The sequence below is a fragment of the Streptomyces sp. NPDC012637 genome (assembly GCF_042954805.1).
Lineage (GTDB): Bacteria > Actinomycetota > Actinomycetes > Streptomycetales > Streptomycetaceae > Streptomyces.
Map to the genome: position 1 here is coordinate 582212 of NZ_JBIBDS010000006.1, position 14022 is coordinate 596233.

Sequence of the window (14022 nt, forward strand, 5' to 3'; positions counted from 1 at the left end):
CTGCCGCCCGGGGGGGGGGGGATAAGGCGGCTCCGCCCCCGCGGGGCGTTTCCCCCGCCCGGCCGGGGCCCCGTCGGGCCCCCCGCCCCGGGGGGCCCCCCCCGGGGCCCCCCCCGACGAGCGACTTGTCGACGAGGGAGCCGAGCAGATCCAGCACCTCGGCGGGGGCGGGCCCGGCCGGGACGGGGCCTTCCGCCGCCCCGAAGGGCGCGACGGGGCCGTCCGGCGCGTCCTTCGCGCTGTCCGGGGCGCCCTCCGCGCCGCCCGTCCCATCCTCCGCGCCGTGCGTCGCCTCCTCCGTGCCGGCCGGCGCGCCGCAGACCGCCTCCGCCGCCTCCAGGTCGCAGCCGCCGCGGAACACCGCAAGGCGGCGGAGCACGGCGCGCTCGCCTTCGTTCAGCAGGTCCCAGGACCAGTCGACGACCGCCCGCAGGGTCTGCTGGCGCGGCAGGACGGTGCGGGCGCCGGAGGTGAGGAGGCGGAACCGGTCGTCGAGGCGGTCGGCGATCTGGCGGGCCGTCAGTACCCGGAGCCGCGCAGCCGCGAGCTCGATCGCCAGCGGCAGGCCGTCGAGGCGGCGCACGATCTCGGCCGCCGCCTCCGGATCCCGCGCGACGTCGAAGCCGGGGCGCACGGCGGCGCCGCGCTCGCCGAGCAGGCGCACCGCCGCCGCGTCGGCCAGCGGGCCCACCGGGCGCAGCACCTCGCCCGGCACGCCCAGCGGCTCCCGGCTCGTCGCGAGCACGGTCACGTCCGGGCAGCGGGCCAGCAGGGCGGCCGTCAACCCGGCCGCCGCGCCCACCACGTGCTCGCAGTTGTCGAGCACGAGCAGCATCCGGCGCCGGGCGCAGTGCTCGACGAGGACGGTGAGCGGGTCGCGCCCCCCGGCGTCCGGGAGCGCGGATCCGCTCCAGACGGCGGTCTCGCGGGCTTCGAGGGCGGTGAGGACGGCGGCGGGCACATCCGACTCCTCACGTACGGAAGCGAGTTCGGCGACCCGGACCTCCTCGGCCCGTGCCGAGACGGCCTCCAGGGCGAGCCGGGTCTTGCCGACGCCGCCGGGGCCGGTCAGGGTGACGAGCCGCGCACCGCCGCCCGTCAACTCCTTCTCCAGGTCGCGCAGTTCGGTGTCGCGGCCGAGGAAGGAGGTGAGCGGCGCCGACACCGGACGTCTGGCGGCGACGACCGGCTCCACCGCCCGGCCCTCCAGCAACTCGGCGTACAGCGCTTTGAGTTCGGGTCCCGGCTCGGTGCCCAGCCGGTCGGCCAGGGCCCGGCGCACCGTCTCGTACGCCTCCAGGGCCTCGGCGGGTCGACCGGCGGCCCGCAGGGCGCGCAGGCGGAGGACGTGCAGGGGCTCGTCGAGCGGGTGCTCGGCGGTGAGGGCGGCGAGCGGGGCGAGGGCTTCCTGGGCGCGGCCGAGGGCGACGTCGGCCGCGAGCCGGTCGCGGCGGGCGCGGGTGCGGCGCGCCCCGGCCCGTACGGCGAGCGGGTCCGTCTCGTGTCCGGGGAGGTCGGCGAGGGCGGGGCCGTGCCAGAGGCCGAGGGCGTGGTCGAGGAGGGCCGCGGCGGAGCCGGGGCGGCCGGCGTCCAGCTCCCGCACGGCCTCGTCGGCGAGGTGTTCGAAGCGGAAGACGTCGACGTCCTCGGGCGCGGCGGCCAGCCGGTAGCCGCCGGGCGCGGAGGCGACCGCGTCGCGGCCGAGGGCGCGGCGCAGCCGGCCCACCAGGGCCTGGAGGGCCGCGACCCGGTCCTCGTCGGTGTCGTCCGCCCACACCTGGGCGATCAGGGCGTCGGCGCGGACGGTGCCGCCGCCCGCCGCGGCGAGTGCGGTGAGCAGGGCACGCAGCCGGGCGCCGTTCAGGACCGCTTCGACGCCGTCGGTGCGGCGGGCCCGGGCGGGGCCGAGGACGCGGTAGGGCGGGGACGGGGGCTCGAACGGCGACTGCACCGGCCCATTCTGCCGAATCCACCCGTGTGGCGTCGTCCGCGCCATGGCGTGCGCGGGGTGCCGGTTCGACAATGGGGAGGATGACCGATGACGAGCGGAGCACGCGCGGCGGCGAGATCGGGCCGACCGAGCGCCTCGCCATGAACCGTACCGGCAGTTTCGACTGGGACCTCGACACGGGCACCATCGATGTCGACGACGCGGGACTGCTGGTCTTCGGTGTTGCCCCGCACGAGTTCGACGGGCGCCCCACGACGCTCGTGCGCGGTCTCGACCCGACGGAGCGGACGCGTCTGGAACAGGTGATCCGCGACGCGATCACCGGCGGCAGGTCCTCGTACACCGCGCACGTCCGGCTGGAGCGGGCCGACGGTACACCCCAATGGACGCACGTGCAGGCGCGGATCCTGCGCCGGGGCGGCGGGATGGCGCACCGGATCGTGGGGATCGTGCGGGACGCGACGGCGGAGGTGACGCACTCGGCGTTCGTCCTGGACCTGGAGAAGCGCCGCGAGGTGCAGACCACGATCGTGGAGCGGACGACGCACGCGCTGTCGCGCGCGGTGACCGTGGACGACGTGACGGCCGCGCTGACCGGGCCCGGCGGGCTCGCGCGGCTCGGCGCCGAGGGGCTGGCACTGGGCCTGGTGGAGCACGGCTCGCTGAACATCATCGCGCTGAGCGGCGAATCGCTGGAGGCCTTCGACGACTTCCGCAGCCGGCGGCTCGACCGCGGGCTGCCGCTGGCGGAGACGGTGCTGAGCGGGCGGCCCCGGTTCGTTCCCGCCTTTCCGTCGCTGGGGCAGGACTTCCCCGAGCTCGCCCCGTACGTGGCGCGGATGCCGTTCCTCTCGGCCTGCTATCTGCCGCTGGTGGCGCAGGCCCGCTCGCTGGGCGGGATGGCGCTGTTCTACCGGCGCCGCAGCAACTTCAACGCCGACGAGCGCAACCTGCTGCTCGGACTCGCGGCGATCGTGGCCCAGTCGCTGCAGCGGGCGATCCTCTTCGACGAGGAGCGGGAACTGGCGACCGGGCTCCAGGCGACGATGCTGCCGCGCCGGATCCCGCAGATCACCGGCGGTGAGATCGCGGTGCGCTACCACGCGGCGTGGAGCGGACGGCAGGTCGGCGGCGACTGGTACGACGTGATCCCGCTGCCGCGCGGCAGGGTCGGGGTGGTCGTCGGCGACGTGCAGGGCCACGACACCCACGCGGCCGCGATCATGGGCCAGCTGCGGATCGCGCTGCGGGCGTACGCGGGCGAGGGCCACGCACCGTCGACGGTGCTCGCCCGGGCCTCCCGGTTTCTCGCGGAGCTGGACACCAATCGCTTCGCGACCTGTACCTATGCCCAGGTGGACCTGGCCGGCGGTACGGTGCGCGGGGTACGGGCGGGGCACCTGGGGCCGCTGATCCGGCACACGGATGGACGGGTGGGCCGGCCGAAGCTGCGGGGCGGGCTGCCGCTCGGCCTGGCGACGGTGTTCGGGGACGAGGAGTTCCCGGAGACCCGGCTCGACCTGGTGCCCGGCGAGACGCTCGTGCTGTGCACGGACGGCCTGGTCGAGCAGCCCGGCACGGACATCGAGGCGGGTTTCGCGGCGCTCGCCGAGGCGGTGGGCAGCGGCCCTCCGCAGGCGGAGGCGCTGGCCGACCACCTCTCGGAGCGGCTGTGGGAGCGCTGGGGCTCGGGCGACGACGTGGCACTGCTCGTGCTGCGGCGCAGCCCGGACCCGGGCACGCCGAAGGCGCCCCGCATCCACCAGTACATCCATCAGGCCGACCCGCAGGGCCTGTCGGACGCGCGGGCAGCGGTGGGGCAGGCGCTGGTGGACTGGGGCATGCCCGAACTCGCCGACGACGCGGAGCTGTTGACGGGCGAGCTGCTCGTGAACGTGCTGCTGCACACCGAGGGCGGCGCGGTGCTCACCCTGGAGGTGCTGCCCGAGCCGGTGCGGCGGGTCCGGCTCTCGGTGCAGGACCGGTCGAGCGCGTGGCCGCGGCGGCGCACGCCGGGCGAGGCGGCGACCTCGGGCCGTGGACTGCTGCTGATGGACGCGATCGCCTCGCGGTGGGGCGTGGAGCCGCGCGGCGAGGGCAAGGCGGTGTGGTGCGAGATCGGGCCGCCTCCGTCGGACCTCCCGGCTCCGCACTCGGCCTCGGCGTCGGCGTCGACGTCGGCCTCGACGTCGGCGTCCTCCTCGGTCTCTTCGGCTTCTTCGGCTTCTTCGGCCTCTTCGGCGCAGAGGCCGGCGGACTAGGGCGAGGGCCTGCGGACTGGCGGAGGGTGGTGCGGCCGATGGACCCGGTGGCGGCGCTGGAACGGATCGCGTTCCTCCTGGAGCGCTCGCAGGCGCCCACGTACCGCGTCCGCGCCTTTCGTACGGCGGCAGCGGCCGTGACGGCGCTCGGCGCGGAGGAGGTGGCGCGGCGCGCCGCCGCCGGCACCCTCGAGGCGGTGAAGGGCATCGGCCCGAAGACGGCGGCGGTGGTGCGCGAGGCGCTCGCGGGGCGGGTTCCGGACTATCTGGAGCACCTGGAGCGGGAGATCCCGGTCCCCGAGGCGGACGGCGGCGAGGAGCTGCGGGCGGCGCTGCGCGGCGACTGCCACGTGCACTCGGACTGGTCCGACGGCGGCAGCACCATCGAGGACATGGGGCGCACGGCGGCCGGGCTCGGGCACGACTGGACGGTCCTGACGGACCATTCGCCGAGCCTGAAGGTGGCGCGCGGTCTCTCGCCCGAGCGGCTGCGGGAGCAACTGGACGTGGTGGCACGGCTGAACGCGGAGTGGGCGCCGTTCCGCCTGCTCACCGGCATCGAGTGCGACATCCTGGAGGACGGCTCACTCGACCAGGAGCCCGAGCTCCTCGACCGGCTGGACCTGGTGGTCGGCTCGGTGCACTCGAAGCTGCGGATGGAGGCGCGGGCGATGACCCGCCGGATGGAGCGCGCGGTGCGCAATCCGCTGATGGACGTGCTCGGTCACTGCACGGGCCGGCTGGTGAGCGGCGGACGGCTGCGGCCCGAGTCGGAGTTCGACGCGGAGCGGGTCTTCGCGGCCTGCGCGGAGTCGGGTACGGCGGTGGAGATCAACAGCCGCCCGGAGCGGCTCGATCCGCCGCGCAGGCTGCTTCGGGAGGCGGTGGCCGCGGGCGTCTACTTCGCCGTGGACACGGACGCGCACGCGCCGGGCCAGCTGGAGTGGCAGATCTTCGGCTGCGCGCGGGCGGAGGAGTGCGGGGTCCCGGCCGACCGGGTGATCAACACCTGGTCGGCGGACGAACTCCTCGCCTGGACCCGCGCCTGAGCAGCCGTCCCCGGCCCGGCGCGCACGAAGCCGCTGCCCGGACCAGACCGCAGGAAGCCGCTGCCTGGACCCCTCAGCAGGAAGCCGGTCCCTGGACCCGCGCGCAGAAAGCCGGTCCCTGGACCCGCGCCTGAGGAAGCACGTCGGGCCGCGCCGGTGTCAGGCGCGCTGCCAGACCGTGGTGACGTTGCAGAACTCGCGGATGCCGTGGCCGGAGAGCTCACGGCCGTAGCCGGAGCGCTTGACGCCGCCGAAGGGCAGGGCGGGGTGGGAGGCGGTCATGCCGTTCACGAAGACGCCGCCCGCCTCCAGGTCCCGTACGAAGAACGCGATGTCCTCGTCCTTGCGGGTCCAGACGTTCGAGCTCAGCCCGAACGGCGAGTCGTTGGCGACGGCCACGGCCTCCTCGATGTCGCCGACCCGGTACAGGGTCGCGACGGGCCCGAAGGTCTCCTCGCGGTGGACGCGCATCTGCGGCGTGATCCCGGTGAGCACGGTGGGACGGTAGAACCAGCCGCGGGGCAGCTCGGACGGGCGGCTGCCGCCGCACAGCGCGGTCGCGCCCTTGTTCACGGCGTCGTCGACGAGCTCCTCCAGGTCGGCGCGGCCCTGCTCGGTGGCGAGTGGCCCCACGTCGGTGTCGTCGTCGAGCGGGTCGCCGACGGTGAGGGCGTTCATGGCGGCGGTGAAGCGTTCGGCGAAGTCGTCGTAGACGTCGCGGTGGACGATGAAGCGCTTGGCGGCGATGCAGGACTGGCCGTTGTTCTGCACGCGAGCCGTGACCGCGGTCTTCACGGCTCTGGGCAGGTCGGCGGAGGGCATCACGATGTACGGGTCGCTGCCGCCCAGCTCCAGGACGGTCTTCTTGACCTCGTCGCCGGCGATCGCGGCGACCGAGCGGCCGGCGGGTTCGCTGCCGGTGAGGGTCGCGGCGGCGATCCGGGGGTCGCGCAGGACGCCCTCGACGGCGCCGGAGCCGATGAGGAGGGTCTGGAAGCAGCCCGCGGGAAACCCGGCGCGGCGGAACAGCTCTCCGAGGTAGAGGGCGGTCTGCGGCACGTTGGAGGCGTGCTTGAGGAGTCCGGTGTTGCCGGCCATCAGCGCGGGCGCGGCGAAGCGGATCACCTGCCAGAGCGGGAAGTTCCACGGCATGACGGCGAGGACCGGGCCGAGCGGACGGTAGTGGACGCGCGCGAGGTCGGCGCCGGAGTCCTGGACGTCGTGCTCGGCGGGACGCTCGTCGGCGAGCAGGGCCTCGGCGTGCTCGGCGTACCAGCGCATGGTCCGGGCGCACTTCGCGGCCTCGGCGCGGGCGGCGACGATCGGCTTGCCCATCTCGGTGGTCATGGTGCGGGCGATGTCCTCGGCGTCCTCGTCGAGGAGGGCCGCGGCGGCCTTCATGAGCCGGGCGCGCTCGGCGAAGGGCGTGGTGCGGTACTGGCGGTAGGCCTCGTGGGCGGCGTCGATGCGCCGCTCGACCTCGGCGGGGCCGTGGGCCTCGTACGTGCGCAGCGTCTCGCCGGTCGCCGGGTTCACGGTGGCGATGCCCATGTCGTCTCCTCCTGAGCTGGAGCCCCCGGCCGCAACCTCCCCACGGTCAACCTTCCGCCGCCCGGCGCGGCCCGCAAATCGAGGCGGGGCGGCAGGGTGACGGACGCACCGGGCAGGCCTGCGCCGGGACGCCGCTCCGACGCCGGTCAGCCGCCGGTCACCCAGTGGAGGGCGCCCGCCAGGTGGGCGCGGAAGGCGGGGTCCGCGTACGCCTCGGTGGTGTGGCCGAGGGCGGTGAACAGCACCCGGCCGCGGTCGGGCGCGGCCTCCCGGCACCACACGAGGGGATGGTCGGCGCCGAGGGTACCGCCCTCGTAGCTCGTCTCGTCGGCGCGGGCGAGCACGTGGACGCCGGAGGCCCTGGGATGGGTGGTGTACTCGTACCACTCGTCGGTCCAGGACCAGCGCGCGGGCAGCGGGGCGGTGGCCGGGTGGGCGTGGTCGTCGACGCACACGGTGCCCGGCTGGAGCGGAGGGTGACCGGCGAAGCGGGTGCCGAGGAGTTCGCCGTAGAAGGGCCAGTCGGGCTCGGCGTTGGCGGCGGCGTGGACGACGAGGAGGCCGCCGCCGCCCCGTACGTACGCCTCGAAGGCGGCACGGCCCTCGCCGGTGAGGACGGTCCCGGTGGTGGAGAGGAGCACGACGGCGGCGCAGCGGGCCAGCCGGTCCGGCGCGAACGCGGCCGGGTCCTCGGTGGTCTCGGCGGTGAGACCGGCCGCGGCGGCCAGTTCGGCGAGCGCGGCGGCCCCGGCGGGGATCGAGTCGTGGCGGTAGCCGGTGGTGCGGGTGAAGACGAGGACGTCCGCCGCCCTGCTGCTGTGCACGTGCCGCCACTCCCCTGCCGTCGGTGTACGGTCTCCGGCGCTCCGCGTGGAGCAAGCGCTTTCTCACCCTGACCGTAGCCAGCGAAATCCGGATGCCGCAAGATCCCCGTCTGCGTCAGACTGCGTCATGGACCTCTTGCCCCGGCCCCGCCGCGCCCTCGCCCACGTCTCCGCCCGCGCCACGGGCGGCCCGGTCGACCCCGCTCTCCGGGTCACCCTGAACTTCCACCCGACCTTCCTCGACCGGCTCTCCGAGGACGGCGTCTACCGCTCGCAGTTCGTCACCGGCACGAGCAACGGCGGCCTCACCGCCCGCCCCGGCGGCGATCGCTGGCGCTGGGAGAGCCGGATCTTCGGCGGCGCCTACGACGACGCCCCCGCGCACGAGCGACCGGTGTACGGCGCGCTCGACCACCGCCGCAGACCGTACGGCGCCGCGCCCCGGTTCGGCTCGGCCCATCTGCGGCTCACGTCCGCCACCCTCGCCCGTACGACCTTCTGCTACCCGGACAGCGTCATGGAGCCCGAGGACTTCGGCGTCGCGGAGCGGGCCGCCGCGCTGGTCGAGCTCGCCCTCGCCGACGGCCGGGACCCGCTCGACGACTACGTCGAGGCCCAGGTGCACGGACACGTCGAGATCGGCCGGGACGTGGAGGCGCTGGTGCTCGATCCCTCCTTCCGCGGCACGGCGGTGGAGGCCGCCGCCCGCGCGCTGCCCTGCGCGGTGGAGTGGCACGGCGGTTTCCGGCTCTCCGTCGCGGAGCTGCGCCGGCATCCCGGGTTCCGCGGACCGGAGTACGTGGAGCTGGGCGCCGCCATCGCCGTCGACGGCTGGCTGGATCCTCGGATCGTGCAGGAGGCGGCCGAGTCGGGGCGCCACGACCGGCAGGACGTGAAGCGGGTCTGGCACCTTCTCGCCCGGTTCGGGGCGCCGGAGGTCCGAACGGATGCGCCGGCGCCGAGCACCGCAACCCCGGCTCCGGAAGCCCGAGTTGCGCCCTGAGCCCCAGCGACTACGCCCGGTCCGGCGGCCCCGTGGGCCGGGTCACGGACTCCAACAGCGGAGCCAGGAAGTCGCGTTCGAGGCTGCCGGGCGGGAGCTCGGCCGGCTCGACGTAGCTCTGCGCGAGGCCGCCTTCGCGCAGGGCGACGACCAGCCGGGCGAACCGGTCGGCGTCCACGGTGAGTTCGCGTCCGGCGCGGCTCAGCACCAGCTCCAGGCCGCGGGCGATCTCCGTGCGGAGCCGGGCGTCGTGCCGGGCGAGCACCCACGCCGCCTGGGGGTCGCGGATGGCGTGGAGCGTGAACTCCGTGCTCACCAGGTACCAGTCGCGCTCGTCCGGCTCGACCCGTGAGGCGAGCCGGGCGAGCCGCTCCAGCGTGTAGTCCTCGGGCCCGAGCGCGTCGATCGCCTCGGCGAGGCGCCGCACGATCCGCTCGCCGTGCTCGTCGAAGAGGGCGAGGAAGAGCTCCTCCTTGCTGGCGAAGTTCGAGTAGTACGCGCCGCGCGTGAAGCCGGCGCGCTCACAGATCTGCTCGATCGACGCGGCGTGGAACCCGTGCTCGGCGAAGGTCTCCAGGGCCGCCCGCAGGAGGGCCGCACGGGTGCGGGGACGGCGCTGGGTGACACCTTTCGGCACGGGTGGGCTCCTCCTGCTTCGCGGTCGCGCTCGTCACGGTCTGCCAGGTCGTGGTCGTGGTCGGCCGGTCGCGGCCGTCGACGGTCGGCGGCGGCACTTCCCGGCCGGCGCCCGGGTCGGGCCGGCCGGGCCTGGCCGGCCGCCCACGATACCGGCGCCTCGTCCGGCCTCCCCAGCCCGGCCTCTCCGCCGGCCTCCCCCGCCCGGCTCCGCGGGGCCCCTCCGCCCGGGCCGGCGGGAGTCCTTCCGCTCGCCCGGCAGGCAGCGGCGCGCGACGTTAAGATTCACGCATGGGAGAGCGGCCCGGCGCGCCCGCCGCGCCCGAACTGGTCCTCGAGATCAACGGGGACGCGACCGTGATGAACCCGGGCCGCGTCTATCGCATCGGACGCGACCCCACCAGCGATTTCGTCCTCGCCGACGCCCGGGCGTCCTGGCACCACGCGGTCCTGCGGACGGTCGGCGGCCACTGGACCCTCGAGGACGAGGGCAGCACCAACGGCACCTTCGCCGACGACCGCCGGGTGGCCCTCAGCACGGTCGGCCCTGGCACCGTCATCCGCTTCGGGCATCCCCTGGACGGCCCCCGCGCCATGCTGCTCCCGGCGGGGCCGTCACCCGAGCCGCGGGAAGCACGGCAGGCGCAGCAGGCGCCCCCGGTCGCGCCACCTGAGCCGGCGCCGGCACCACCGCCGCCGCCCCCGCCCGGTCCCGAACCCGCGCCCGTACGGGCACCCGCGCCCGCGCCCGCTCCGGCGGTGAACGCGCCACCGCGCCCGTCCTCCGTCTCGTACCCCGCGCTCACCGGCACCTTCCGGCAGCCGACGTCCGTGCGGCCGCTGCCGGCCCGCAGCATCCGCATCGGCCGCGCGCCCGACAACGACCTCGTCGTGGACGACCTGACCGTCTCGCGCCGGCACGCCGAGTTCCGGGCGGCGCCGGACGGCACGTACTGGATCCGCGACCTCGGCAGCCACAACGGCACCTTCCTCAACGGCCGTCCGGTCGTCGACGCGCGGGTGACTCCCGACGACATCGTCGGCATCGGCCACTGCGCGTACTGCCTGATCGGCGGCAACCTGGTCGAGTTCACCGACACCGGTGAGGTCTCCCTCGACGTGCAGCGGCTCGCCGTGACCGTCGACCACGGCCGCAAGACGCTCCTCGAAGACGTGTCCTTCCCCGTCGGGCAGAAGTGCCTGCTCGCGGTCGTCGGCCCGTCCGGCGCGGGCAAGTCCACCCTGCTCGGCGCGCTCACCGGGCAGCGGCCCGCCGACCGCGGCACCGTCCTGTACGACGGCCGCGACCTCTACCGGGACTACGCGGAGCTGCGCCAGCGCATCGGCCTGGTCCCGCAGGACGACATCCTGCACCTCCAGCTCACCGTCCGCCGGGCCCTGGGTTACGCCGCCGAGCTGCGCTTCCCCGAGGACACGGCCCGCGCGGAGCGGCGGGCCAGGGTGGACGAGGTGATCGGGGAGCTGGGACTGGAGGAGCGGGCCGGGCAGCCGATCCACAGCCTGTCCGGCGGCCAGCGCAAACGCGTGAGCGTGGCCCTGGAGCTGCTGACGAAGCCCTCGCTGCTCTTCCTCGACGAGCCGACCTCCGGCCTCGACCCCGGTATGGACCGCTCGGTGATGCACATGCTGCGCGGCCTCGCCGACGACGGGCGCACGGTCATTGTCGTCACCCACAGCGTGCTGAGCCTCGACGTGTGCGACCGGCTGCTCGTGCTCGCTCCCGGCGGGCGGGTCGCGTACTACGGTCCGCCCGCCGACAGCCTGGACTTCTTCGGCTTCGCGCAGTGGCCGGAGGCGTTCGAGGCCTTCGAGAACGACCGCGGACGCGACTGGGCGGGCCAGTACCGGACCTCGCGCTTCCACCGGCAGTACATCGACGATCCCTCCGTACGGCCGGGACCGGCGCCGGCGGCCGGTGTGCCGCCGGAGCCGGCCCCGCCGCCGAAGGCGCAGAGCTGGGGCGCCCAGCTCCGTACCCTCGTCCGGCGGTACGCGGCGGCGCTGTCCGCCGACCGGACCTTCCTGGCCATCATGGTGGCGCTGCCCTTCGTCATGGGTGCCATGGCCCGGGCCCTGTCGGAGGGCAGCCTCAACCCCGAGTCGACGCTGAACGTGCTCCTGATCCTGTGCGTGGGCGGCGTCCTGACGGGCGCGGCGAACGCGGTGCGCGAGCTGGTGAAGGAGCGCACGATCTACCGCCGTGAGAGAGCCGTCGGCCTCTCCCGTTCCGCGTATCTGATGTCCAAGGTCACGGTCCTCGGTGTGATCACGGTGGTGCAGGCCGTGGTCCTGACGCTGGTGGCGCTGATCGGCGTCCCGCTGAACGTTCCGGGCGACGGCAAGGGCGTGCTCATGCCACCGCTGATCGAGCTGACGCTCGCCGTCGCGCTGCTCGCCTTCACCGCGATGATGCTCGGTCTGTTCGTCTCCGCCCTGGTGAGCAAGGAGGAGGTGACGATGCCGCTGCTCGTCCTCCTCGCCATCGTCCAGGTGGTGTTCTGCGGCGCGCTGCTCCAGGTGAGCGGCACGCCCGTCCTGGAGCAGCTGGCGTGGCTGGTGCCGTCGCGGTGGGCGTTCGCGGCGATGGGCGCGACGATCGACATCGGCGCGACGGTGCCGGGCGAGAAGACCGCCGACCCGCTGATGGACCACTCCGTGGGCGTCTGGCTCTTCGACATGGGCATGCTGGTGGTGCTCTGTGCCGTCCTCGGTCTGGTCGTGGCCCGGCTGCTGCGCCGGCACGAGCCGGTCGTGATGCGGAGGTAGGAACCCGTGGTCTCTACGGATGGCACGCCGGAGTACGTGCCGGGGTACGTCCCGGAGTACGTGCCGGACTTCCGGCCCACGCACGTGGTGCCCCGCGACGGGCTGCCCGCGTGGGAGGCGCCCGACCCGACGCTGCCGACCGCGTCCCTGGACGCTTTCCTGCCGGTGCAGCTGCTGGAGCGGGTGGGTGACTGGGGCCAGGTGCTGTGCTCCAACGGCTGGTCCGCGTGGGTGGACGCACGGCTGCTCGTCTCCGTACCGGCGGATCCGCCCGCCGCGGGCGGCCCGTCGGCCCGCACCGCCGACCCCCGCCCGCTGATCGCACGCGCCGAGGACGCCCTCGGGCGCTACCGGCGGGCCGCGGAGGAGCTGGCGGCGGGCCGGGCGGACGGCGAGACGTTCCGGCAGCGCACCCGCGGTCTGCGGGTGGGGATGGTCGTCGACGGCGAGTCGGTGTGGCTGTACGACGCGGAGCACGAGCGGTGGGTGTACTGCGACGGCGTGGGGCTCCGTACGTACGCGGCCTCGTCGGGCCCGTCGGCGGCGGCGCGCACTCCTGCGGCCGGGCCGGCGCCCGCCGCCTCTGCCGGACGGCCGGCGGCCGCGCCCCCTCCGCAACCGGCGCCCGAGCTCCCGCCCGAGGCCTCGCCCCAGCCCCGGTCGCAGCCCCAGCCCCAGTCCCAGTCCCAGCGCGAGCCCACGCCCGCCGTCGAGCTGGGTCACGAGCCGACCCAGGTGGTGCCGCAGCTCGTCCAGGACGCCGCGCGGGGCACCGTGCCCGGGGAGGGGCCGGAGGCCACCAGGGTCGTCACGGAGCCGCCGGCGGAGGAACGGGCGGACGCCGGGGCGGAACCGCCGGAGCCGGACGGAACGGGTGAGGGCCGATGACGCCCCCGGCCGGGGCGGACGGGCGCGGCGAGCCGGGCACGGCCCCGGCGCCCCACCCGACCACGCATCCCGGGCTCCCCGCCGCCGGCCGCGACTCGGGCGTCCTCGGCAAGCGGATCGCCGGCTACCTGGTGGAGGAGGAGATCGGGCGCGGCGGCATGGCCGTCGTCTACCGGGCCTTCGACGTCAAGCTGGAGCGGACGGTGGCGCTGAAGCTGCTCGCTCCCGAGCTGGCCCGCAACGACACCTTCCGCAAGCGCTTCGCGCACGAGTCGCGGGTGGCGGCCGCCATCGACCATCCGCACATCGTGCCGGTCTTCGAGGCGGGCGAGACGGAGGGCGTGCTGTACATCGCGATGCGTTACGTGCCGGGCCAGGACCTGCGGGCGCTCCTCGACCGGGAGGGACCGCTGGCCCCGGTGACGGCGGGTCGGATCGCGGCACAGGTGGCCTCGGCCCTCGACGCGGCGCACGCGCACGACCTGGTGCACCGCGACGTGAAGCCCGGCAACATCCTGGTGGCCGAGGGCACGGACCGGGACCACCCGGAGCACGTGTACCTGACCGACTTCGGGCTGACGAAGAAGTCGCTGTCGCTGACCGGGTTCACGACGGTCGGGCAGTTCGTCGGGACCCTGGACTACGTGGCGCCCGAGCAGATCTCCGGCAAGCCGGTGGACGGGCGCTGTGACGTGTACAGCCTGGCCTGCGTGGTCTTCGAGACGCTGACGGGAGTGCCGCCGTTCCGCAGGGACGACGACATGGCGCTGCTGTGGGCCCACCAGTACGACCCGCCGCCGCCCCTGTCGGAGGAGAAGGCGGGCCTGCCCGAGGCGGCGGACGAGGTGTTCGCCATAGCGCTGGCGAAGACTCCGGACGAGCGCTACCGCACGTGTCTGGAGTTCGTGACGGAACTGCGCGCTGCCTTGGCGCGGGACGCGGGCACCGGCGGCACCGGCCGGACGAGCCGCGCGAGGAGCGACGAGTGGCGGCCCACGCCGCCGCCGGAGCCTCCGGCGTGGGCGCGGCCGGTCTTCCGGTCCCTGTGGCCGTGACGGCGGACCGCGGGTCA

Annotated in this window: 10 protein-coding genes; 6 read left to right on the plus strand and 4 right to left on the minus strand. The window is 75.1% G+C overall.

Annotated features, from left to right (window positions below; genetic code table 11):
- Positions 1 to 1996 (minus strand): BTAD domain-containing putative transcriptional regulator (locus tag ACFY8W_RS25680; protein ID WP_391109696.1); only part of this gene is annotated, 1996 nt, incomplete at its 3' end.
- Between the two features lie 35 nt (positions 1997 to 2031).
- Here ACFY8W_RS25680 and ACFY8W_RS25685 point away from each other — a divergent pair.
- On the plus strand, positions 2032 to 4212 hold the full coding sequence (locus tag ACFY8W_RS25685) for a SpoIIE family protein phosphatase (RefSeq protein WP_391109519.1): 2181 nt from the start codon (positions 2032 to 2034) through the stop codon (positions 4210 to 4212).
- A gap of 38 nt (positions 4213 to 4250) precedes the next feature.
- Complete coding sequence (locus tag ACFY8W_RS25690; RefSeq protein ID WP_391109522.1) at positions 4251 to 5261, plus strand: PHP domain-containing protein; 1011 nt, start codon at positions 4251 to 4253, stop codon at positions 5259 to 5261.
- Between the two features lie 159 nt (positions 5262 to 5420).
- Here ACFY8W_RS25690 and ACFY8W_RS25695 read toward each other — a convergent pair whose 3' ends face one another.
- Positions 5421 to 6812, minus strand: coding sequence for an NADP-dependent succinic semialdehyde dehydrogenase (locus tag ACFY8W_RS25695; protein ID WP_391109525.1), 1392 nt, complete (start codon positions 6810 to 6812; stop codon positions 5421 to 5423).
- Positions 6813 to 6958: 146 nt separating this feature from the next.
- Complete coding sequence (locus ACFY8W_RS25700) at positions 6959 to 7636, minus strand: ThuA domain-containing protein (RefSeq protein ID WP_391109527.1); 678 nt, start codon at positions 7634 to 7636, stop codon at positions 6959 to 6961.
- Positions 7637 to 7763: 127 nt separating this feature from the next.
- Between ACFY8W_RS25700 and ACFY8W_RS25705 the strand changes: the two genes are divergently transcribed.
- Complete coding sequence (locus tag ACFY8W_RS25705) at positions 7764 to 8639, plus strand: DUF3626 domain-containing protein (protein WP_391109529.1); 876 nt, start codon at positions 7764 to 7766, stop codon at positions 8637 to 8639.
- Between the two features lie 10 nt (positions 8640 to 8649).
- Here the strand turns inward: ACFY8W_RS25705 and ACFY8W_RS25710 are convergent, their stop codons facing one another.
- Positions 8650 to 9276, minus strand: coding sequence for a TetR family transcriptional regulator (locus tag ACFY8W_RS25710; protein WP_391109532.1), 627 nt, complete (start codon positions 9274 to 9276; stop codon positions 8650 to 8652).
- A 290-nt stretch (positions 9277 to 9566) separates the two neighbouring features.
- Here ACFY8W_RS25710 and ACFY8W_RS25715 point away from each other — a divergent pair, with 290 nt between their 5' ends.
- From ACFY8W_RS25715 to ACFY8W_RS25725, 3 genes are read left to right on the plus strand one after another with little or no spacing between them, the layout of a single operon-like run.
- Complete coding sequence (locus tag ACFY8W_RS25715; RefSeq protein ID WP_391109535.1) at positions 9567 to 12062, plus strand: FHA domain-containing protein; 2496 nt, start codon at positions 9567 to 9569, stop codon at positions 12060 to 12062.
- 6 nt (positions 12063 to 12068) lie between these two features.
- On the plus strand, positions 12069 to 12950 hold the full coding sequence (locus tag ACFY8W_RS25720; RefSeq protein ID WP_391109538.1) for a hypothetical protein: 882 nt from the start codon (positions 12069 to 12071) through the stop codon (positions 12948 to 12950).
- Positions 12947 to 14005: a protein kinase gene (locus ACFY8W_RS25725; RefSeq protein WP_391109541.1), complete on the plus strand. Its 1059-nt coding sequence runs from the start codon at positions 12947 to 12949 to the stop codon at positions 14003 to 14005. Before ACFY8W_RS25720 ends, ACFY8W_RS25725 begins: the two co-directional genes overlap by 4 nt.
- The last annotated feature ends 17 nt before the right edge of the window (positions 14006 to 14022 follow it).

Bases quoted from the DNA above. Each gene is read 5' to 3' on its own strand.
- ACFY8W_RS25685 (WP_391109519.1), top strand. From the start codon at position 2,032: ATGACCGATGACGAGCGGAGCACGCGCGGCGGCGAGATCGGGCCGACC.
- ACFY8W_RS25690 (WP_391109522.1), top strand. From the start codon at position 4,251: ATGGACCCGGTGGCGGCGCTGGAACGGATCGCGTTCCTCCTGGAGCGC.
- ACFY8W_RS25695 (WP_391109525.1), bottom strand. From the start codon at position 6,812: ATGGGCATCGCCACCGTGAACCCGGCGACCGGCGAGACGCTGCGCACG.
- ACFY8W_RS25705 (WP_391109529.1), top strand. From the start codon at position 7,764: ATGGACCTCTTGCCCCGGCCCCGCCGCGCCCTCGCCCACGTCTCCGCC.
- ACFY8W_RS25715 (WP_391109535.1), top strand. From the start codon at position 9,567: ATGGGAGAGCGGCCCGGCGCGCCCGCCGCGCCCGAACTGGTCCTCGAG.
- ACFY8W_RS25725 (WP_391109541.1), top strand. From the start codon at position 12,947: ATGACGCCCCCGGCCGGGGCGGACGGGCGCGGCGAGCCGGGCACGGCC.